This is a genomic window from Brevibacillus sp. HB1.2 (assembly GCF_013332495.1).
GTDB lineage: Bacteria > Bacillota > Bacilli > Brevibacillales > Brevibacillaceae > Brevibacillus > Brevibacillus porteri.
Genome location: NZ_JABMIU010000001.1, coordinates 382,961 through 403,339, shown reverse-complemented (window position 1 = coordinate 403,339; position 20,379 = coordinate 382,961). Strand labels below are relative to the sequence as shown.

General features: G+C 48.6%; 18 protein-coding genes. 15 read left to right on the top strand and 3 right to left on the bottom strand.

Translation table 11 applies throughout. From position 1 onward, the window contains the following. Nucleotides 1-104 precede the first annotated feature (104 nt). From HPY28_RS30855 to HPY28_RS01690, 4 genes are all read left to right on the top strand, one after another. Nucleotides 105-1,079 (top strand): helix-turn-helix transcriptional regulator, encoded by a 975-nt coding sequence (locus HPY28_RS30855; protein ID WP_217444705.1) that lies wholly within the window; start codon nucleotides 105-107, stop codon nucleotides 1,077-1,079. Between the two features lie 149 nt (nucleotides 1,080-1,228). Then, nucleotides 1,229-2,209: an ABC transporter substrate-binding protein gene (locus HPY28_RS01700; RefSeq protein WP_174229968.1), complete on the top strand. Its 981-nt coding sequence runs from the start codon at nucleotides 1,229-1,231 to the stop codon at nucleotides 2,207-2,209. A gap of 76 nt (nucleotides 2,210-2,285) precedes the next feature. After that, on the top strand, nucleotides 2,286-3,311 hold the full coding sequence (locus HPY28_RS01695) for an AraC family transcriptional regulator (protein WP_017248347.1): 1,026 nt from the start codon (nucleotides 2,286-2,288) through the stop codon (nucleotides 3,309-3,311). Between the two features lie 190 nt (nucleotides 3,312-3,501). After that, complete coding sequence (locus HPY28_RS01690; RefSeq protein WP_017248348.1) at nucleotides 3,502-4,293, top strand: SDR family NAD(P)-dependent oxidoreductase; 792 nt, start codon at nucleotides 3,502-3,504, stop codon at nucleotides 4,291-4,293. A 102-nt stretch (nucleotides 4,294-4,395) separates the two neighbouring features. On the opposite strand, the gene HPY28_RS01685 is transcribed toward HPY28_RS01690, so the two are convergent. Next, a complete protein-coding gene (locus tag HPY28_RS01685) occupies nucleotides 4,396-5,412 on the bottom strand; it encodes an LLM class flavin-dependent oxidoreductase (RefSeq protein ID WP_174229967.1) in 1,017 nt (338 codons plus the stop codon). Between the two features lie 349 nt (nucleotides 5,413-5,761). On the opposite strand from HPY28_RS01685, the gene HPY28_RS01680 reads away from it, so the two are divergent. From HPY28_RS01680 to HPY28_RS01635, 10 genes are read left to right on the top strand one after another with little or no spacing between them, the layout of a single operon-like run. Further along, nucleotides 5,762-6,052, top strand: coding sequence for a glutaredoxin family protein (locus tag HPY28_RS01680; protein ID WP_174229966.1), 291 nt, complete (start codon nucleotides 5,762-5,764; stop codon nucleotides 6,050-6,052). Nucleotides 6,053-6,110: 58 nt separating this feature from the next. After that, a complete protein-coding gene (locus tag HPY28_RS01675; protein ID WP_174230165.1) occupies nucleotides 6,111-7,130 on the top strand; it encodes a methionine ABC transporter ATP-binding protein in 1,020 nt (339 codons plus the stop codon). A 2-nt stretch (nucleotides 7,131-7,132) separates the two neighbouring features. Beyond that, nucleotides 7,133-7,783 (top strand): methionine ABC transporter permease, encoded by a 651-nt coding sequence (locus tag HPY28_RS01670; RefSeq protein ID WP_173621722.1) that lies wholly within the window; start codon nucleotides 7,133-7,135, stop codon nucleotides 7,781-7,783. 30 nt (nucleotides 7,784-7,813) lie between these two features. Continuing rightward, nucleotides 7,814-8,656: a MetQ/NlpA family ABC transporter substrate-binding protein gene (locus HPY28_RS01665; protein ID WP_017248353.1), complete on the top strand. Its 843-nt coding sequence runs from the start codon at nucleotides 7,814-7,816 to the stop codon at nucleotides 8,654-8,656. 24 nt (nucleotides 8,657-8,680) lie between these two features. Beyond that, nucleotides 8,681-10,030: an LLM class flavin-dependent oxidoreductase gene (locus HPY28_RS01660; protein WP_174224640.1), complete on the top strand. Its 1,350-nt coding sequence runs from the start codon at nucleotides 8,681-8,683 to the stop codon at nucleotides 10,028-10,030. A 4-nt stretch (nucleotides 10,031-10,034) separates the two neighbouring features. Then, on the top strand, nucleotides 10,035-11,192 hold the full coding sequence (locus HPY28_RS01655) for a M20 peptidase aminoacylase family protein (protein WP_017248355.1): 1,158 nt from the start codon (nucleotides 10,035-10,037) through the stop codon (nucleotides 11,190-11,192). 4 nt (nucleotides 11,193-11,196) lie between these two features. After that, complete coding sequence (locus HPY28_RS01650) at nucleotides 11,197-11,982, top strand: methionine ABC transporter ATP-binding protein (RefSeq protein WP_173621725.1); 786 nt, start codon at nucleotides 11,197-11,199, stop codon at nucleotides 11,980-11,982. Next, nucleotides 11,979-12,647, top strand: a complete 669-nt coding sequence (locus tag HPY28_RS01645; RefSeq protein WP_174224638.1) for a methionine ABC transporter permease — start codon at nucleotides 11,979-11,981, stop codon at nucleotides 12,645-12,647. The genes HPY28_RS01650 and HPY28_RS01645 overlap by 4 nt, the downstream gene beginning before the upstream one ends. A gap of 41 nt (nucleotides 12,648-12,688) precedes the next feature. Further along, nucleotides 12,689-13,531, top strand: coding sequence for a MetQ/NlpA family ABC transporter substrate-binding protein (locus tag HPY28_RS01640; RefSeq protein ID WP_017248358.1), 843 nt, complete (start codon nucleotides 12,689-12,691; stop codon nucleotides 13,529-13,531). A 27-nt stretch (nucleotides 13,532-13,558) separates the two neighbouring features. Next, nucleotides 13,559-14,077, top strand: a complete 519-nt coding sequence (locus tag HPY28_RS01635) for a GNAT family N-acetyltransferase (protein WP_173621727.1) — start codon at nucleotides 13,559-13,561, stop codon at nucleotides 14,075-14,077. A 52-nt stretch (nucleotides 14,078-14,129) separates the two neighbouring features. Here HPY28_RS01635 and HPY28_RS01630 read toward each other — a convergent pair whose 3' ends face one another. After that, nucleotides 14,130-14,564: a VOC family protein gene (locus HPY28_RS01630; protein ID WP_174224883.1), complete on the bottom strand. Its 435-nt coding sequence runs from the start codon at nucleotides 14,562-14,564 to the stop codon at nucleotides 14,130-14,132. Between the two features lie 91 nt (nucleotides 14,565-14,655). Further along, complete coding sequence (gene gltC, locus HPY28_RS01625; RefSeq protein ID WP_174229965.1) at nucleotides 14,656-15,558, bottom strand: glutamate biosynthesis transcriptional regulator GltC; 903 nt, start codon at nucleotides 15,556-15,558, stop codon at nucleotides 14,656-14,658. Between the two features lie 124 nt (nucleotides 15,559-15,682). Between gltC and gltB the strand changes: the two genes are divergently transcribed. Then, the gene (gltB, locus tag HPY28_RS01620; RefSeq protein ID WP_174229964.1) at nucleotides 15,683-20,296 is read left to right on the top strand and encodes a glutamate synthase large subunit; all 4,614 of its coding nucleotides are present in this window, start codon (nucleotides 15,683-15,685) and stop codon (nucleotides 20,294-20,296) included. Nucleotides 20,297-20,379: the final 83 nt, after the last annotated feature.

Here is a 20,379-nt window from a genome sequence, read left to right as displayed (position 1 = left end):
ATCACCTCTCTTGCTGAAACGAGCCACTATTCCCATATCATAGTAAAACTTTCCTCATTCCGCTATAATTTGAGAATGATTATCATGTGCGTTTTACGCATCGGATGGGGTGGACAGAGTTGAGTTCTACAAATATTCAAGAAAACATTCATCTTTTTTTCGACAGAATGAATCTGGATCAGAAAACAAAACTGACCCTTCATCCAGAGGTGGGTGAGGGGTATGTTCGTCGATTTCTTCCTCGGTATGATATGGAAGTGGTTGTATCCGACTATACATTTTACCGATCACAGAGCATCTCTCTATCTACGAAAAGCCCTATGGTAGAGCTTAATTTTTGTTTAAAAGGGGAGAGAGGCATAAGCGTGCAAGGCAAAGAGCACCAGCTGCTGCCAGGACTTTGCTCGCTTCAATTCATGTCAGAAGTGGAAGCAAGGTTTGAATATGTTGGAAATGAGCCGTTCTACATGCTTGGCATCGGTATTCCTGTGTCGACCTTTCATCATTTTATGGAGGAGTCGAATGGACAGCGTTCCATTGAATTCGGACAAGTTCTTGGAAAACAATCGTTTCGTATCTTTCAGGAAAAGCTGTCTCCTGCCGCTTCCGTTGCCCTCCAGCGTGTGATGCAGTACGTTGCCAAACCGGGAACGAAAAAGATTGAGATGGAAACAGGCGTTTTGGGACTGCTTTCGATGGCGTTTCAATCCTTTCTGCTTGATAGCGAAACGGCGTCTGTTCCCTTATCGAAAAGAGACAAAGAAAAGATCGCGCAGGCAAGGGTGATCATGTTGGAATGCATGGTAGACCCGCCTTCATTACCTGAGCTGTCCCGAATGATTGGTTTAAACGACTACAAGCTGAAGACAGGTTTTAAAGCAATGTTTGGTACGACCGTTTTTGGCTACTTGCGAGAAAAGAGGTTAGAAAAAGCCTTATTTTTACTTCAACAAGGGGAAATGAATGTGACCGAAACCTCGAGTGCTATCGGATATACGAATACGAGCTACTTTGCGGAAGCATTCCGGGAGAAATATGGAGTCAATCCAAGCGTATTCGTGAGACGTTCCTCTAAGTAGGTAGGCTCAGTATCCCGATAACCAGCAAACTATTCCGTCTACAGGTAGTATGGATGACCGACCAGTAGTATCATTTGGGGCGTTGATAACGAATCTCATTTACATAATGTTTTATGTAGGAGAGCCTCAAAAAGGAGAGAAGACGGAGTATGCAGCGACAAGGTACTGTTTTTATGGCCCTTGCTATCATTTTCGTTCTGATGATAACAGGATGCAGTGGAGGAGCGAGCCCAAAAACAACTGCACCAACTACGAACAAACAAAAGGAACACCAAGACTCAACGCCTGTAAAGAGCGAGAGTGCTTTTCCACGGACGATCTCGCATCTATCAGGTGAAACGGTCATTCAGGAAAAACCAATAAAAATCGCAACGCCGTATATTGCTTTTGTTGACTATTTGGCCGTTTTGGATGAGTATCCGATTGCTGCCCAAGGTGTATCGACGATTACAGCGAATTTTCCCAGTCTCAGTAAACGAGTAGCGGATAAAAATATGATCGATCTGGGGATGGAGGTTGATCTGGAGAAGCTGCTGGCTGCTCAGCCTGATGTCATCATTGCCGCTAATGACATGCGCGACCAATACGAAAAATTATCGCAAATTGCACCCACTGTCATCTTGCCACAGGCTGGTGATTGGCGTGAAACCATACAACAAATGGCAGCCATTATTGGAAAAGAGGAGAAGGCTACGAATGTGCTAGCTGAGTTTGATCGGAAATCGGCGGCATACAAAGAAGAGCTCGCCTTTCGCAGTCAGGAGTCAGTCATGTTCATCATGTACAGAGGGAAAGAGCAGTTCATTACTTGGAACGATGGACGTTTCGATCCATTTTATGATGGACTTGGCTTGAGACGTACAGAAGGGGCCAATGAAAATGGACAGCTTTCATTGGAGAGCCTCGCTCAATTAAATCCAGACCATCTGTTCGTCATCAATAATTGGCAAGCGCCGATCCAAGGTGGAGTGAAAGAGGCCTTGAAAGGAAGCAACGTCTGGAATAGCTTGAACGCCGTCAAAAACAACCGGGTCTATGAATTGGCAGACCCGTCGTTACCTGGACCGATGGCTTTAGCGAAAATAGATGGGATTGAAGAAATCATGAAAGCGATGGGAAAGCAAAAATAACGGGTACGATCACCTTCCTGTATACTTAATCATAATCGGAACGAATCGGTAAGCAACTAAAGGAGATCCATACGTAATGAAAGCAGACCGTATAAATTTCCCGGCGGGATTTTGGGCGAGTTTACAACAACTAGGGATTGCCCCCCTCGACCTAGCTCACAGAGCGCGCCTGCCGCTCACCATTTTTACAGAACCTGCTGTAGTCACCACTGCCCAATATTTCAGAATCTGGCAAACATACGCCGATCTAATTGGTGATACTGCTGTGGGAATCATCAAGCTTTCCACCACCTTTGAAGCGGCACAATACCCACCGACTGTTTTAGCGACCTACCATGCTCGTGACTATCGCGACGCGCTTAATCGAATGGCCCGATACAAACAACTGTGCCCTCCGGAAAGGCTGCGTATAACAGAGGAGGGCGAGCGCTGTACAATCGAATTGGAGTGGATGCACAGCGAGCAACCCGGTCCACCAGTCTTGGTTGGAACCACGCTAGCCTTTCTTCTAGAACTTGGGCGACGGGGCACTGGCACGCGTTTAACTGCACAGTCCGTGGAATTTTCTCACTCGATGGGGGATGTCACTGCTCTCGAAGCTTACTTCGGTTGCCCGATACGGATTGGTGCCACCGTTAACCGATTAACACTCCATCGACGCGATCTGGACCGCCTCTTTCTTTCGTATAACAAAGAATTGTTGGAGATATTGACACCTGTATTGAACCGATCATTGGATGAGCAGTGCAGTCATTCCATTGCGGAGATGGTCAAGTGGATCTTGAAGCGAAGTCTAACAGGAGGCCGCCTTGATATTCGAGCTGTTGCCAGCGAGCTGGGCATGAGCGATCGTACCTTGCAGCGCCGTCTTACGGATGAATGCACAACGTTCAAGCAACTGTTGACACAGGCTCGACATGAACAGGCACGAGAATACTTGGCCGACCCCAAGCTCGATATAAAAGAAGTGGCTTTCTTAATTGGATACGAAGATCAGAACTCATTTTACCGGGCCTTTCGCCTTTGGGAAGGCGATACACCTTCCAATTGGCGTTCCGAATACTTTAGGGTCAACCCCGCCGTCAAAGAATTCCCAAGCTAACCCGTCCCAAGCGGGGCTACCATTTTCCCGGTTTCACTATTTGTGGCGGGTAAAGCAAGAAATTTGGCGTTGTACGCTAGTTACCGAACGATCCAGACAAAGTACGATAATCTCAATCCGGAGCATAAGGATGTTCCAAGATTAACTTCTAGTCAGCTTGCCGTGAATGGCTACAAAGGAGACAAGTGTTATGGATATGGGATTAAGGAACAAAACTGCTTTCGTTACTGGATCGACGAAAGGTATTGGGAAAGCAATTGCCATAGAGCTTGCCAGAGAAGGCGTCAATGTCCTCGTTAATGGACGAAATGATGAAGAGGTAGAACGAATCGTACATGAATTGAAGTCGCAATTCCCGGCTACTTCTCCTCAGAATGCTACGGCTGATATTGTGGATAGGCTGCAAAGAGAAGCTATATTTGAGAAATATCCCAACGTGGATATTCTCGTTAACAATTTGGGTATTTATGAAATCATGTCCTATGAAGACGTTGACGATGAAGTATGGGAAAAATACTTCCGAACAAATGTCCTTGCCGCTAATGGATTATCTAAATTTTACTTACCGAACATGTTGAAGAACAATTATGGACGAATCATCTTTATAGCAAGTGAAGAAGCGATCATGCCTTCAGGGCAAATGCCTCAGTATTGCATGACGAAATCGATGCTATTATCACTATCAAAAAGCCTATCTAAATTAACGGTAGGAACAGAAGTCACTTCCAATACAATCATCCCAGGACCAACGCTTTCCGAAAATGTATATCAAATCATCGATCGTTTGTTTCCTGATGATAGGGCATTTTCGGAAAAAGAAAAGCAATTTATGGCAGCAAACCTGCCCCAATCCGAATTACAGCGGTTTATCAAGCCTTTTGAAATAGGCAGGCTCGTAGCATTCGTATCCAGCCCTTATGCAACCGCATTTAAAGGTTCACCAATCCGTATAGACGGGGGCATGGTGCCAACTATTTTTTAACAGGTTGGAATAAAAGGGAAGGATAGGAAAAAAGCTGACCCGTTATATCCACACAAGCGGGTCAGCCACGATAAATTCATTTTTGAATCTGTCTGACGCCAATCAGGAAACAGTCAGTTCCGAAAATGCTTCCCGCAACCGCTCATACGACAGCACTCGTTTTTGAAAGTCTTTGATAGGTGCTGTAATGATGACTTCCTCGATGTCGTACTGATCCTGGATGGCGATGAGCTTTTTACGTACCGTGTCTTTCGTTCCGTGAATGACATTCGCTTCCTTTACCTCAATCGTATACGGCTCGACGGATTGAAGCCCGAATTCTTCCGCCTTTTTCAGACTGGTGACGGTTACGGTTTTTCCGCTTTGCAAATGGATTTTGGCGACCTTGCTTTCCTTTGCTAATTGAGCCGCTTCTTCTTCGGTATCAGCTACGATGACAGAAAGAGCAAGGAGTGCTTGCGGGTTGGCGATTCTGCCTGGACGAAACTGTTTTCGGTAGGCTTCCATGGCGGCTTGACTCACCGTCTTATCATGGTTGATAAACAAGGCAAATACGTATGGAATACCCCGGGAAGCGGCTAATTCTGCGCATTCGATACTGGTACCCAATAAGAATAGATCAGCAGGCTCGGGCGGAGTCGGAATGACTTTTAATCCATAAAGGGAATGCGCAGGTATTAGCTCGTCATGGAGAAAGTGCTCGAGTTCTTCAAGTTTTTCTGCAAGAGTTCGGTTGGTTCCTGTGCTCTCCTGTTGCAGTGCTTTTGTCGATAACGGAAGCCCGCCGGGAGCTCTGCCAATACCGAGATCGACGCGACCAGGTGCCAGGGAAGCCAGTACATGGAAATTTTCAGCTACTTTATACGGGCTGTAGTGTTGTAGCATTACTCCACCGGAACCGATACGGATACGTTCTGTTTTCGCCAGCAAATGGGCGATGAGCACCTCTGGTGATGAGCCGACCACATGATCTAAGTCGTGATGCTCAGACACCCAAAATCGGTGATAGCCGAGTTCTTCGGCTTTCTTGACCAAGGCAATGGTATGCAAAAAAGCCTCTGTTGCCGTTTCTCCTTCTTGGATGGGACTCTGATCCAAAATGCTTAGTTTTAGCGTCATGTTGTTGTTCGCTCCTATTCGTAAAGTAAAAAAAATAGAGGCCCCCTGATCGTACGTTTTCATGTACAAAGGGGGCCTCTGGATGTCCAGTCGGCTAATTTCATAGTTATTTGCTAGGATTTTATCGGTAACCCCATTTCATTGTCAATGACTTTTTCAATCCTTGGTAATCGTGATGCAGTGAAATTAGCTGTTGACGTGGCAAAGCTGCGAATGATAATATCCCAAGTAATCCGATGTGAATTAAAAATGTCGACCAGACAACTGGAGACTTCCTGCCAATGGGTAGGGGGTCTTTTTGTTTTTGGATCGCGCCGGAAGACAGCGTTGGGAGAAGGAGGAGTTGTACATGTCAGCCAAACAAAAAGTGATTGTATGGGGAAGAAGCGGGTGCTCATTTTGTACAGACGTCAAGGCTGTTTTACAAGCGAATCAACGCCCTTTCGAATGGATTGATGTAGAAGGAAATGACGTGCTCCGCGAAGTGCTGGAAGTCAAATACGGCACGCGCCTGGTCCCGGTGGTGGAAATCGGCAGGGATGGCAAATACGAAGCATTGCTTCATACAGAACTGGATCAGTTACAATCGCGATTGTCAGTCGGTAGGGGGGATCAACATGGGGAGCGTACAAGCGATTAGGGAGGAGACACATGCATCTCTTCCGTCCAACGGGAAGAAGATTGAACTGATAGAGAGCATGATTCAGTTTCACGAAGTCCATAAATCATACGAAAGTGGCGGCGCAACGATTGAGGCATTAAAAGGTGTTACGCTGAACGTGCACAGAGGCGACATTTTCGGTGTGATCGGCTTAAGTGGCGCTGGAAAAAGTACGTTGCTTCGCACGGTCAATCGATTGGAGCAGCCCACATCTGGCAGAGTGATTGTCGACGGGAATGATTTGTCTGTTTTGTCGGTCAAACATTTGCGGAGCCTGAAGAAAAACATCGGCATGATCTTTCAGCAGTTTAATCTGCTCTCTACGAAGACCGTATTTGAAAATGTAGCCATGCCGTTGCGCCTCGGAACCACTTCGCACAAGGAAATCCAGGAACGCGTAGGCGAGCTCCTGTCATTTGTAGGCTTAACAGAAAAAGCGCAGAGCTATCCCAACCAGCTATCCGGCGGACAAAAGCAACGCGTCGGGATCGCACGTGCACTGGCGACCAACCCGTCCATTTTGCTGAGCGACGAAGCAACCTCGGCATTGGACCCGCAAACGACCGCGTCCATTCTGGAATTACTCACAAGAGTGAACGAGGAATACAACGTCACCATTCTCATGATTACCCATGAAATGAATGTCATTAAAGAGGTTTGTAACCGTGTTGCGGTCATGGAGCAAGGCGCTGTCGTGGAACAAGGAAATGTCTTGGAAGTATTTGCGAATCCCCAGACAGAGACGGCTCGCCATTTTGTCAAATCAGTAGTACGTGACGACATTCCATCTAGTGTCTACAAGCTTCTTGAAGCGAATCAAGGAAGATCCAAGATCCTCCATATTCGTTTTATCGGAGAAAGCTCTGGTCAACCGATGCTCTCGCAAGTAGCGAAGCGATTTGCCAGTGACGTCCATGTCCTATTCGGAAACATCACCGAGCTGAAAGGAGTACCATTTGGCAACTTGATTGTCGAATTGCAGGGCAACGAACGGGAAATTGCCCGCGCGTACCAATACATCCTGCAACAAAACGTCACGGTTAAGGAGATTTCATAACGATGGAAGTCACATCCGACCAAGTCATCCAAGCCGTATACGAAACGATTTACATGGTGAGCGTATCGCTCGTGTTTGCGACATTGATAGGCCTTCCGCTCGGAGTTTTGCTCGTGGTCACGCGCAAGGGCCACATTTTAGAGAATCCGTTGATTTTTTCGATCTTGAATCCGATCATCAACGTCCTTCGTTCGGTTCCATTTATCATATTGCTGGTGGCAATTATCCCATTGACGAGGCTGATTGTCGGGACCTCTATCGGCACGACAGCGGCGATTGTGCCGCTCGTCATCTACAGCGGACCTTACATGGCTCGCTTGGTGGAAAACTCCTTGCTGGAAGTAAACGCAGGGATCATCGAAGCCGCAGAAGCGATGGGAGCAACGCCATTACAAATCATTTTTCGCTTTCTCATCCCGGAAACACTCGGGTCGATAATTCTGAGCATCACGACAGCTACCATCGGCTTAATCGGAGCCACAGCCATGGCTGGTGCAATCGGTGGCGGAGGGATTGGAGACTTGGCGATTACATACGGATATCAGCGGTTCAGCACCGTGACAATTGTTGCGACCGTCGTCATCCTCGTCGTGCTAGTCCAAGGGATTCAATCATTCGGCAACGTGCTTGCCCGTAAAATTCGCCGGAACTAAGGCAACAGAAGAGACAGGAGAGAACCATCGATGAAAAATGTAGCGCTTACCCTACTATGCACCTTGATAGCCATGCTCGCAGTCGGTTGCGGAAAAACAGAGGAACAGACAGGGCTTACAATCGGCATTCGCGGGTCGGAAAGCCGTACGTGGGACTTCGTGAAGGAGCAGGCGGCAAAAGAAGGATTGCAAATTGAATTGGTTTCATTCAATGCGAATGTCAATCCGAATACCGTCTTGCTCGATGGGGAAATCGACGCCAATGCATTTCAGCACGTCGCTTTTTTAGACCAATTCAATACGAAAAACAACTCGCAAATCGTGCCCGTTGGTTCCACGATCATTGCACCCCTCGGAATCTACTCCGATAAGTTCAAAAAAATCGAAGAAATACCGGACGGAGCAAAGATCGCCGTACCGAACGATGACTCCAACTGGGGACGTGCCTTGCTCCTGCTCCAAGAGGCTGGACTGATTCAAGTCGTGGACAATTTCGATGGATTTGGCGGGGCGGATAAGATCAAGGCGAATCCCAAGCATTTAGAAATTGTCCCTGTCGATGGTGCAACGACTCCTCGTGTCATGAAGGATGTGGCGGCCTCCATTATCAATAACGGTGTAGCAGTCGAGGCTGGTTTTCTATTAAAAGACGCTGTGTTTCACGAAAGCAAAACGGCGAAGCCATACATCAACGTAATTGCGACGACAAAAGAAAAGGCAAACAGGGAGGACGTAAAAAAGCTGGTGGCGATCTACCAGTCCCAAATCGTATCGGATTTTATCACGGAGACGTATAAAGGAAACTACATCCCGACGCAAGTAACTGTCGAAGAACTGAACGATTTTAAACAATCGTTTAAGTCTAAACCATAACGCGAACGAATGGGAGAAGAGCAGATGGAAAAGCGACAAATTCACTTATCCGCTTACTTAGTTGGTACGGGCATACATGTAGCGTCATGGCGGTTACCGACAGCGAAAAGAAATGCGAGTATCGACATCGATTATTACAGGCAACTGGCTCAGACGGCAGAGCGTGGGAAGTTTGACATCGCCTTTATTGCAGACAGCTTGGCAGTCAATGAAGCTTCGCATCCGAATATTCTCAACCGTTTTGAACCAATCACGTTATTGGCAGCTTTAGCCGGGGCTACGTCCAAAATCGGTCTCGTCGCGACTGCGTCTACCACGTACCATGAGCCTTACAATCTGGCTCGGCTGTTCGCTTCTGTCGATCATATCAGTAATGGTCGCGCAGGCTGGAATATGGTCACAACGGGTGATGCAACAGGAGAAACGGGGCGCAACTTCAGCCGTACATCCCATGTTCCACACGATCAACGCTACGTGCAAGCAGAAGAATTCATCGATGTCGTGCAGGGCTTGTGGGATTCGTGGGAAGATGACGCATTTGTGCAAGACAAAGCGACGGGTGTGTTTTTTGATCCAGAAAAAATGCACAGACTTCATTACAAAGGGCAACATTACACCGTACAAGGACCGCTGAATATCGGCAGGTCCAAGCAAGGACAGCCTGTCATCGTGCAAGCGGGAGCATCGGATCCAGGACAACGACTGGCAGCACGAACAGCAGAAGTCGTCTTTTCGCACGTTAAAGATTTCGAGCGTGCCAAGAAGTTTTATCACAGCCTGAAAAGTAAGCTGCCTGATTACGGTCGCACGCCAGATGAATTGCACATTTTGCAAGGCATTTCCCCGATCATTGCGGATACGAAGGAAGAGGCAGAGGCGATTTATGAGCAGTTGCATGACTTATTGCTTCCTGAACAAGGCTTGCGATTTTTGTCAGGTTATTTAGGCAAAGTCGATTTCAGCAAATATTCGCTCGATACGCCAGCTGCGGAAGTCATTTTTCCAGAAGAGAATGGCATCCAGAGTCATTTCGAATGGATGACAGAGCTGATTCGCGAAAAGAATCCGACCTTGCGCCAGTTGTATGCGCTACTTGAAGGAGGAAGCAATCGGGAATGGATCGGAACCCCTGAACAAATCGCAGACGCGATGGAAAAATGGTTTGCCCAAGGGGCGGCAGATGGATTCATGTTCATCGCTCCGATTCTCCCGCATGGCTTGGAGGTGTTTGTCGACAAGGTCATCCCGATTTTGCAAGAAAGAGGGCTTTATCGTCTCGAGTACGAGGGCGATACGTTACGAGATCATCTGCATTTGAAAAAGCCGCTCAATCGGTTCCAGGTCCGAAGCAAACAATTGACAGAAAGGAGATAGTGCAGTGGGAACAGGCATAGAGGCATTACGATCAACCGAACTGGAGTCAAAGCTGATTGCGATACGTAGACAATTGCATCAATATCCCGAGGTTGCCTACGAAGAGTTCGAAACCACTCGCGCTATTCGTGAATGGCTAGAGGAAGCGGATATTCGTATCATCGATCTCCCGCTGCAAACAGGCGTAGTGGCAGAAATAGGCGTGAACAATAGCGGACCGATCATTGCCCTACGCGCAGATATGGATGCATTGCCGATTCAAGAGGAAACAGGCTTGCCGTACGCATCGAAAATCCCAGGGCAAATGCATGCTTGCGGTCATGACTTTCACACGGCGGTCATCCTCGGTGCTGCTTATCTATTGAAGCAACAGGAAAAGACACTGGCAGGAACAGTGCGGCTTCTTTTCCAACCCGCAGAAGAAAAAGGAACAGGTGCGAGGCAATTGGTGGAGAGGGGCGCGCTGGAAGGGGTTCAGGCGATCTTTGGCTTGCACAATAAACCTGATCTGGAAGTCGGGACCATCGGGATTAAATCGGGACCGCTGATGGCGAGCGTAGATGGCTTCGAGATCGATGTGGAAGGGATCGGTACGCACGCAGCTATCCCACATGCTGGGGTCGATCCAATCGTGGCAGCTTCGCAAATCGTCACGGCTTTGCAATCGATTGTCAGTAGAAATGTAAGTCCGTTGGATAACGCTGTCGTGAGCGTGACGACCATTCACGGCGGAACGACTTGGAATGTGATACCTGATAAAGTCGTTCTTGGCGGTACGATCCGTACTTTTCAAGAGGAGGTACGTGCGCGAATTCCCGATCGCTTGCGTGCGATTATCGAGGGAGTGGCGTCAGCCTATGGTGCCAAAGTTCATCTGCGCTGGTTTGCAGGACCACCACCTGTTCACAATGACGAGAAGCTGACGAAGCTGTCCATCGATGTAGCAAAAAAGGTAGGCTTGCAAGTCGTAACGCCCGATCCGTCTGCTGCTGGAGAAGATTTTGCTTACTATCAATTGAAAATACCGGGCTCCTTCGTTTTTTTCGGTACATCCGGTACCGAGGAATGGCATCATCCCGGATTTACGCTGGATGAACGGGCACTTTTACCTGGCGCTCATTATTTTGCCGAACTGGCTGCTAGCGCATTAAAGGACAGGTGAACGAATGGTAAACATCCAGAACCTCACGAAATCATACAAAACCTCAAAAGGAGACATCCCTGTTTTGCAGGACATCCATTTACAAATTGAAAAAGGAGATATTTTCGGGATCATCGGGTTTTCAGGCGCGGGTAAATCAACCCTGATTCGTTGTCTTAATCGGCTGGAGGAGCCAGATTCTGGGACGATTGAGATCGGAGGAAGAGTGATTACTGATTTAGCCGAGAAAGAACTGCGACAGGCAAGGCAGAAAATCGGCATGATTTTTCAGCAGTTTCATCTGCTGGATGCAAAAACGGTCTATCAAAACGTCGCTTTTCCTTTGGAGGTAGCTGGTCATCCGAGGCCATACATTCATCAGCGCGTAAGAGAAATAGTAGATCTCGTACAACTCGGAGACAAGGAAAACACATATCCGTCCCAGCTTAGCGGCGGTCAAAAGCAGCGTGTCGGGATAGCCAGGGCGCTGGTCAATTCCCCTGATTTACTGCTAAGTGACGAAGCGACATCCGCGCTCGATCCGCAGACGACGTATTCGATTCTGGAGCTGTTGAAGGAGATCAACCGCCAGTTAAAGCTGACGATTGTGCTCATCACGCACGAGCTGGATGTGCTTCAGCACGTATGCAACAACATGGCGGTCATCGAAAACGGCAGAATCGTCGAGACCGGGAGTGTGGAGAAGTTTTTCCTTCATCCGGAAAGTGATACCGCTAAGCGATTTGTCCATATTATCGACTATTACCGTGACAAGCGCCATGTAATGGAAGGAGTCGGGGCGGGTATATGAACGCAGATTTGGTTGACTTACTATGGGAAGGATTACTTGAGACGCTTTACATGGTATTTTGGTCATCCTTGTTCGCTTTTTTGATCGGAATGGTTTTGGGAATCACCCTCGTCGTGACGGAAAAGGGCGGCCTTCTCGAATCACCAAAACTGAGTAAAGTGATCGGGTCAATAATAAATGGCGTTCGGTCTCTTCCTTTCATTATTCTGATCGTGTTGCTACTGCCGTTGTCGAGACTCATTGTGGGAACTTCGCTCGGGCCGACAGCTGCTATTGTCTCTTTATCCATTGGTGCAGCACCATTTTTGGCGCGTATCATTGAAAACTCACTCAAGGAAGTAAGTGCAGGGAAGATGGAAGCAGCCAAATCCGTCGGAGCTTCGCCCATCACAATCATTTTCCGCGTGCTCATTCCGGAAGCGATGCCAGCCTTAGTGCGAGGTGTCACGATTGGGATTATCGGCATTACGGAATTTACTGCAGTAGCTGGGGCAATCGGTGCTGGGGGACTAGGCAGCTTGGCCATTCGCTTTGGCTACCAACGTTTTCGAGAAGATGTTCTCATCGCAACCGTGATCATTATCATTCTGCTTGTCCAAGTCATTCAATGGTCAGGGGATTCGATCGTCAAAGCGATCCATAAGAAACGCTACAAGTTTGAATAAAGCAAGGATTCAAGCTGTATGAAACCAGGGGAGTGGAAAGCATGGGGAAAAAGAGTCTCGGAATGATCGTTGGATTATTTACCGCTGTTAGCTTGGCGGTCGCAGGGTGCTCAACATCAGCCTCCTCTAGTAACAGCACGGGTCAAGCGACAGAACCGAAGAAAGAAGTCACCTTGAAAGTTGGAGCCGCGCCTGTCCCGCATGCTGAAATACTGGAGTTCATCAAGCCAAAGCTCAAAGAGCAAGGGGTGAACTTGGAAGTGGTCGTGCTAGACGACGAGGGGCAACTGAATCCCGCCCTAAAAGAGAAGCAAATCGACGCGAATTTTTTCCAGCACGTGCCGTATTTGGATTCGGTCAAAAATGAACAAGGCTATGATTTTGTCGTCACGACGAAAGTTCACGTGGAACCAATCGGATTCTATTCGGACAAATTGGGTTCGAAGGACGAAATCAAGGAAGGTGCGAAAATCGGCATTCCAAACAACCCGTCCAACGAGTACCGGGCGTTGATTCTGTTACAAGAACAAGGCTGGATCAAGTTAAAAGACGGTCTAACCAATTACGCCGCAACTCCGAAAGACATAGCAGATAATCCGAAAAAACTGGAATTCGTAGAAGTAGAAGCAGCTACCTTACCCCGGGTGCTACCCGATCTCGCGGGAGCCGTCATCAATACGAACATCGTTCTCGAAGCAAAGCTTGATCCGAAAAGCGCTTTATTTCGTGAAGGTGCGAATTCCCCCTATGCGAACGTGATTACGGTGCGAAAAGGAGACGAGAATCGGGAAGAAATCAAAAAGCTGGACGCTGCTTTGACTTCAGCCGAGGTCAAAAAGTTCATCGAGGACAAATACGGAGTTGCCGTCGTACCCGCCTTTTAACTCATCGAATGGGAGTGCGCGTGAGACATGAGAGGAATCCACATAGGCAATCTATGCATTCGTGATGCAAGAGTCGAGGACCGCGATCAGATTGAGGAGCATCTACTCGAAGCCTACCAGCAATATGAGCAGCATTTATCCACCGTGAAATGGGAGCGATATAAAGAAGAAATCAGGCAATCCGTAACAAACAGTAGGACTCTCGCCTTCATCGTTGCGGTCTTGGACAGCGAAATAGTAGGCAGCGTTCAGCTATTTGTTTCCTCAGAAGCCGCTTATGCCAAGCCAGAACTCGGCATCGATTCCCCCATCATACGGTTTCTGGCCGTTTCACCGAAAGCGAGGGGGCATGGTATTGCGGCACAGCTAATTGCGGAAAGCATCCATCGCATGGAAAGACTAGGAGCAACGACGCTTCATCTCCATACAACTGACATGATGGCATCCGCAATCAAATTGTACGAACGCCTGGGATTTACGCGAGCCATAGAGAAAGACTTTTCAAACGGGGAGACACTTGTGAAAAGCTACTGGCTGCGACTGTAAGGAAGATACACAAAAGTCCTGATGCCACTGTTCATCAGGACTTTGTCTTTGCTTACTCTGTTTGGAACGAACCGAAAATCTCCAGGTAGTGTGCATTGTACATGATGCCGAGGACATTCCCAAATGGATCAAGGACCGAAGCCGTTATGAATCCGTCACCACGCTGGATCAGGGGTTCGTACTCTCTTGCTCCCATGGATAAAAGCTTATCGAGTACGGATTCAATATCGTCGACGTGCCAATACATCACAGCGCCCCCCGGACCAGGTACCGCAGCAACAGGTGCGAAACGGCGGTCAATGAGGCCTAGTTCGTGCTGGTAGTCTCCAATGCGAAACTCGACATAGGCGAGCTGTCCATCTGGTCCAGACCGCTCGAAGTACGGTGCAATGCCCAGTAGTTCCGTGTACCACTTTTTTGCCGCCTGCACATCATCCGCCCAATAACTGATCGTAGCAAAGCCCCGCAAGGTTTGGTTGTGACTCATCATCGAAGTTCCTCCTTTACATGGATGGTACTTCCGATTATAAGGACCAATTACTGACAACAGTCTGTCAGTAGTTTGCCATTCTTTCCCCTTAACTGTACTTACTCAGCACATCAAAAAACTCTTTCAGAAAATGATAAAACAGCTTTTCAGAAGGGGGGAGCTCACGGTTGTTGGGGATGATAATGCCCACTGTTCGCGTCACCAACGGCTCACTGATCGGGATTTTCACTGTCTCACGGGGAACGTTATCCGTTAATGTAAGCTCTGGCAATAATGTGACGCCCAAGCCTGCCGCCACCAAACCTTTAATGGCATCGATGTCTTCCCCTTCAAAAGCAACTTGTGGAGAAAAGCCCATTTGCGAGCAAGCATTGACAGCGATATTGCGAAGGATGAAACCGGGTGGAAACAACACAAAAGTATCTTCCTGCAACTGACTGAGACGCAAGCTCGGTTGCTTGGATAGCGGGTGCTTCGCGGGCAGTAGCGCGACGATATTTTCAGCAAAGAAGATGTGGCTGCGCACATTTTTTTCCTGAGTGGGAACAGGTCCAAGAAAAGCCAAGTCGATTTCACCGTTGATGACCGAATTGATCAGTCCCTGATAAGAGCCTTGCTTTAATTGAAACCCGATGTCCGGATACCGAGATCGAAAACCGGAGATGACCGTCGGCAGGGGATTGGCGGCGAGGCTGCTCGTAAAACCAACACGAATCGTGCCACATGACGGGTCGAGGAACTCCTCCATCTTCTCTTTTGCCTTCTCGATTTCGTTCATCGCCATTTCGACGTGTTGCAAAAAGATTTTTCCAACTGCCGTCAGCTTGATATTGCGACCTTCGCGGAGGAACAGCGACACACCGAGCTCCTCCTCCAGATTGGCGATTTGCCGACTGAGGGCAGACTGGGCGACGTGCAAATGATGTGAGGCTTCGGTGAAGTGCTCTCGTTTGGCAACCTCGATGAAGTATTGAATCTGTCGTAGCTCCATGAATACCCCCACCTTACCCATTTATCTCGATTTGAGATAGATTTTGCATAAATTATATATTGTTTGTATCGTTTCACTCAATCTAAAATTAACATACCAGAGAGAGCAAGGAGAGTGGAGATACATGACGACACAAGGAATGCCTGCTAAGCAAGGGTTATACGATCCGATTTTCGAACATGACGCTTGCGGAATTGGTTTTATTGCAAATTTGAAATCGAAATCGACGCATGATATGGTCCGAAAGGGTCTGAAAATTCTGTGCCAATTGGAACATCGCGGCGGTCAAGGCAGTGATCCGGAAACGGGAGACGGTGCAGGGATTTTAACGCAAATTCCACACAGCTTTTTCAAAAAGACCTGTAAAGAGCTGAATATCACGCTGCCAGCGCCAGGCAAATACGGTGTAGGTATGCTGTTTCTTCCGATGGATGAGGCGAAGCGGCAAAAGTATGAAGCTCAGCTGGAAGCGATTGTCGCAGCTGAGGGGCAAAAGCTGCTAGGCTGGAGAACAGTTCCAGTCGATGCGACGAAAATTGGCAAAACGGCTGTAGCGAGTCAGCCTTATGTCCGCCAAGTATTCATTGGAGCCAGCTCGAATATACAGGACCAAATGGCATTTGAACGGAAGCTATACATCATTCGCAAGCAGGTGGAACAGGCAACAGGTGCTGATTTTTACGCCGCTTCCATGTCTTCGCGTACGATTGTCTATAAAGGATTGCTCACACCAGGACAACTGGATGCTTTTTACCTTGATTTGCAAGATAATTCTTACACTTCTGTTTTCTCGGTGGTCCACTCGCGTTTCAGCACGAACACATTCCCTACATGGGAGAGGGCACACCCGAATCGTTATTTGATTCACAACGGGGAAATCAACACCTTACAAGGAAACATGAACTGGATGATGGCTCGTGAAAAAATGTTCCAGTCCGAGGCGTTTGGTGCTGATTTGGCAAAAGTGGTGCCAGTCATTGATATGGCGGGTAGTGATTCAGCGATTTTGGATAACTGTGTGGAGTTTTTCTCGCTGGCAGGTCGTTCCTTGCCGCATGTCGCGATGATGATGATTCCTGAACCGTGGGATCAGGATGAGCGAATCGACGAAAATAAGAAAGCTTTTTACGAGTACCATAGCTGCCTCATGGAGCCGTGGGATGGTCCAACAGCTATTTCTTTCACGGATGGCAGACATATCGGTGCGATTCTCGATCGAAACGGATTGCGACCAGCGAGATACTATGTGACATCAGATGATACGATTATTTTCTCATCAGAGGTTGGAGTTCTCGAAGTACCAGATGAAACGATTGTCCAGAAAGGACGGCTTAGCCCTGGACGGATGCTGCTCGTCGATCTCGAAGAAGGCAGAATCGTATCTGACGAGGAAATCAAGCAAAAAATCGCAAGCGAACAGCCATATAAGGAGTGGGTGAAAAATAACCTGCATGCTATCGAGGATTTACCGGCAGCAGGTCGCACGGAGGAGCTGCAAGGAGATTGCCTGCTTGCGCACCAAAAAGCGTTTGGCTATACCCAGGAGGAAGTCGACAAGGTACTAGCCCCGATGGTTGCTGAGCAGAAAGACCCCATTGGTTCGATGGGCGTAGACACACCACTCGCGGTACTGTCAGATCGCGCACAGCTTTTGTACCACTATTTCAAACAGTCATTCGCCCAAGTCACGAATCCGCCAATTGATGCGCTACGGGAGGCTTGCGTAACTTCGACCCATACTGTGCTTGGCGCGGAAGGAAATCTCTTGGCACCGGATGCGAGCAATTGCCGCAGAATTCGTTTGACCAATCCTTTGATCTCCAATCAAGAGCTGGCGAAGCTTCGCGCGAACCCATACCAAGAGTTCAAGGCGAAAACATTGTCGATACTCTTCTCGGCGCAAGGGGGAGAGCAAGGACTGGAGCTGGCACTTGATCAATTGTTCGCTTCGGCGGATGAAGCAATTGCTGCTGGCTACACCTTGCTGATTTTATCAGATCGCGGAATGAATCAAGATTTGGCTGCGATCCCTGCCTTGCTCGCTGGAAGTGGACTTCATCATCATCTCGTCCGCGCAGGAACACGTACCAAAGCGAGCATCATCATCGAATCCGGAGAACCACGTGATGTACACCAGTTCGCCATGCTGATTGGTTACGGTGCCGACGCGATCAACACATACGTCGCCATCTCAACTGTAAACAGTCTGGTTGAATCGGGTAAGCTGAAGGATCTCACCAGCGACGAAGCAGTCGAAGTGTACCTGCAATCAGCTGTAGAGGGTGTCGTAAAAGTCATGTCCAAGATGGGCATTTCGACTATTCAGAGCTACCGCGGCGCACAAATTTTTGAAGCGGTGGGCATCCATTCTACCGTCATCGATCGCTATTTTAGCCGTACGCCTTCTCAGATTTCGGGGATCGGACTGGATGTAATTGCGCAAGAGACGTTGATTCGCCATGCGAAAGCATTTTTGCCAGAGCATTCCGAGGAAGCATTGGAGGCAGGCAGCGATTTTCAGTTCCGCCGTGACGGTGAGTTCCACCTGTTCAATCCGAAGACGGTTCATGCCCTGCAAAAAGCTTGTCGGGAAGGCAGCTATGAGCAATACAAAATCTATGCGGAGCAAGCGACAGCACAACAATTCGTAGCTCTGCGACATTTGCTCGATTTCAAGTCCAATCGACAGCCGATCCCGCTAAACGAGGTAGAATCTGTTGACTCCATTGTTCATCGCTTTAAAACGGGGGCGATGTCATACGGCTCTCTCAGCAAAGAAGCGCATGAGACCTTAGCGATCGCCATGAACCGTTTGGGTGCGAAAAGCAACAGTGGGGAAGGTGGCGAAGATTCGGCACGTTACATCATGGATGAAAACGGAGATTTGCGACGCAGTGCCATTAAGCAGGTCGCTTCAGGACGCTTTGGCGTATCCAGTCATTACTTGGTCAATGCCTCGGAGATCCAAATTAAGATGGCACAAGGAGCAAAGCCGGGCGAAGGCGGTCAATTGCCAGGAAGCAAAGTCTACCCATGGATTGCCGAAGTGCGCGGATCGACACCAGGAGTTGGACTCATTTCGCCGCCGCCTCATCACGATATTTATTCAATCGAGGATTTGGCACAGCTGATTTTTGACTTGAAAAATGCGAATCCACGTGCGCGAATCAGCGTGAAGCTCGTATCCAAGGCTGGAGTCGGAACGATTGCGGCTGGTGTAGCGAAAGGTCTTGCAGATGTCATTGTGGTCAGTGGACACGATGGAGGCACAGGCGCTTCCCCAAAATCAAGCATCAAGCACGCAGGACTGCCATGGGAACTCGGTCTTGCTGAGACACATCAGACACTCTTGCTGAACCAATTGCGCGACCGTGTGGTTCTGGAAACGGACGGCAAACTGATGACGGGACGCGATGTCGTCATTGCAGCTCTACTCGGTGCGGAGGAATTCGGCTTCGCTACGGCACCACTTGTTTCCATAGGGTGTGTCATGGCTCGCGTATGTCACCTCGATACATGCCCAGTGGGTGTGGCGACACAAAATCCCGAGCTGCGCAAACGGTTTAAAGGCGATCCGCAGCACGCCGTGAATTTCATGCGTCTCGTTGCCCGTGAAGTTCGTGAGATTATGGCGGAGCTGGGCTATCACTCCATCGAGTCGATGGTCGGGCAGAGCCATGTGCTGAAGATGAGCGACAAGGCAAAAGAACATTGGAAAGCCAAGCACGTTGATTTGTCTGCGCTCTTGTTCCAACCGGATGTTTCCGAGGAAGTGGGCCGCTATCATCAACGTAACCAAGATCACAAGCTGGAAGAAACGCTGGATCGTCAAAAACTACTCAAGCTGTGCAAGCCAGCATTGAATAAACAGCAGCAGGTAGAGGCAAAGCTCGCTATCACCAATACGAATCGCGTGGTCGGTACGATCTTGGGCAGCGAGGTAACCAAACGATTTGGCGAACACGGTCTGCCGGAGGATATAATACGCCTGCATTTTACTGGCTCGGCAGGTCAAAGCTTCGGGGCATTTGTTCCTCGAGGGATCACGCTTCATCTTGAGGGAGATGCGAATGACTACGTAGGAAAAGGGTTGTCGGGCGGCAAAATTTCGGTCGCACCATCGAAAAAAAGCAAATTCACTCCCGAGCACAACATGATTATCGGAAACGTTGCGTTCTACGGAGCGACCTCTGGGGAGGCGTATATCAACGGGATGGCTGGTGAGCGATTCTGCGTTCGCAACAGCGGAGTGACTGCAGTCGTTGAAGGAGTAGGCGACCATGGCTGCGAGTACATGACAGGAGGACGTGTCGTTGTTCTCGGCCCAGTCGGCAAAAACTTTGCAGCAGGCATGTCAGGCGGTACTGCCTACGTTCTGGCGGAGGATAAAGAGCAGTTTGCTGCGACGTGCAATCAGGAGATGGTACTCCTGGAGACACTGGAAGATCAACGGGAAATCGCTCGAGTCAAACGCTTGCTAGAAAACCACGTCAGCCACACAGGTAGCCGTCATGCACAAGCTTTGCTCGATGAGTGGGAACGTACCGTCCAACAGTTTGTCAAAGTCATTCCAAAAGATTACAAGCAAATCGTCTCCACGATGGAGGAGTTGGAGAAATCCGGTATGAAGCGTCAAGAGGCGATTTTGGCCGCTTTTGAGATGAGCCAGAAGAAAGGCGATGCCAAAGCACCGAAAAAGAAAGCGCCCGAGCAATCCTTTGTCTCTGTGGGCAAATAAGGAGAAAAGCCGATGACTTATGTTGTGAGTCGTCGGCTTTTCTTTTGGTAACCAATCCCTTGTCCATGACGTCATAGGATTAG

Bases quoted from the DNA above. Each gene is read 5' to 3' on its own strand.
- HPY28_RS30855 (WP_217444705.1), top strand. From the start codon at position 105: ATGGGGTGGACAGAGTTGAGTTCTACAAATATTCAAGAAAACATTCAT.
- HPY28_RS01700 (WP_174229968.1), top strand. From the start codon at position 1,229: ATGCAGCGACAAGGTACTGTTTTTATGGCCCTTGCTATCATTTTCGTT.
- HPY28_RS01695 (WP_017248347.1), top strand. From the start codon at position 2,286: ATGAAAGCAGACCGTATAAATTTCCCGGCGGGATTTTGGGCGAGTTTA.
- HPY28_RS01690 (WP_017248348.1), top strand. From the start codon at position 3,502: ATGGATATGGGATTAAGGAACAAAACTGCTTTCGTTACTGGATCGACG.
- HPY28_RS01685 (WP_174229967.1), bottom strand. From the start codon at position 5,412: ATGACGCTAAAACTAAGCATTTTGGATCAGAGTCCCATCCAAGAAGGA.
- HPY28_RS01680 (WP_174229966.1), top strand. From the start codon at position 5,762: ATGTCAGCCAAACAAAAAGTGATTGTATGGGGAAGAAGCGGGTGCTCA.
- HPY28_RS01675 (WP_174230165.1), top strand. From the start codon at position 6,111: ATGATTCAGTTTCACGAAGTCCATAAATCATACGAAAGTGGCGGCGCA.
- HPY28_RS01670 (WP_173621722.1), top strand. From the start codon at position 7,133: ATGGAAGTCACATCCGACCAAGTCATCCAAGCCGTATACGAAACGATT.
- HPY28_RS01665 (WP_017248353.1), top strand. From the start codon at position 7,814: ATGAAAAATGTAGCGCTTACCCTACTATGCACCTTGATAGCCATGCTC.
- HPY28_RS01660 (WP_174224640.1), top strand. From the start codon at position 8,681: ATGGAAAAGCGACAAATTCACTTATCCGCTTACTTAGTTGGTACGGGC.
- HPY28_RS01650 (WP_173621725.1), top strand. From the start codon at position 11,197: ATGGTAAACATCCAGAACCTCACGAAATCATACAAAACCTCAAAAGGA.
- HPY28_RS01645 (WP_174224638.1), top strand. From the start codon at position 11,979: ATGAACGCAGATTTGGTTGACTTACTATGGGAAGGATTACTTGAGACG.
- HPY28_RS01640 (WP_017248358.1), top strand. From the start codon at position 12,689: ATGGGGAAAAAGAGTCTCGGAATGATCGTTGGATTATTTACCGCTGTT.
- HPY28_RS01635 (WP_173621727.1), top strand. From the start codon at position 13,559: ATGAGAGGAATCCACATAGGCAATCTATGCATTCGTGATGCAAGAGTC.
- HPY28_RS01630 (WP_174224883.1), bottom strand. From the start codon at position 14,564: ATGAGTCACAACCAAACCTTGCGGGGCTTTGCTACGATCAGTTATTGG.
- gltC (WP_174229965.1), bottom strand. From the start codon at position 15,558: ATGGAGCTACGACAGATTCAATACTTCATCGAGGTTGCCAAACGAGAG.
- gltB (WP_174229964.1), top strand. From the start codon at position 15,683: ATGACGACACAAGGAATGCCTGCTAAGCAAGGGTTATACGATCCGATT.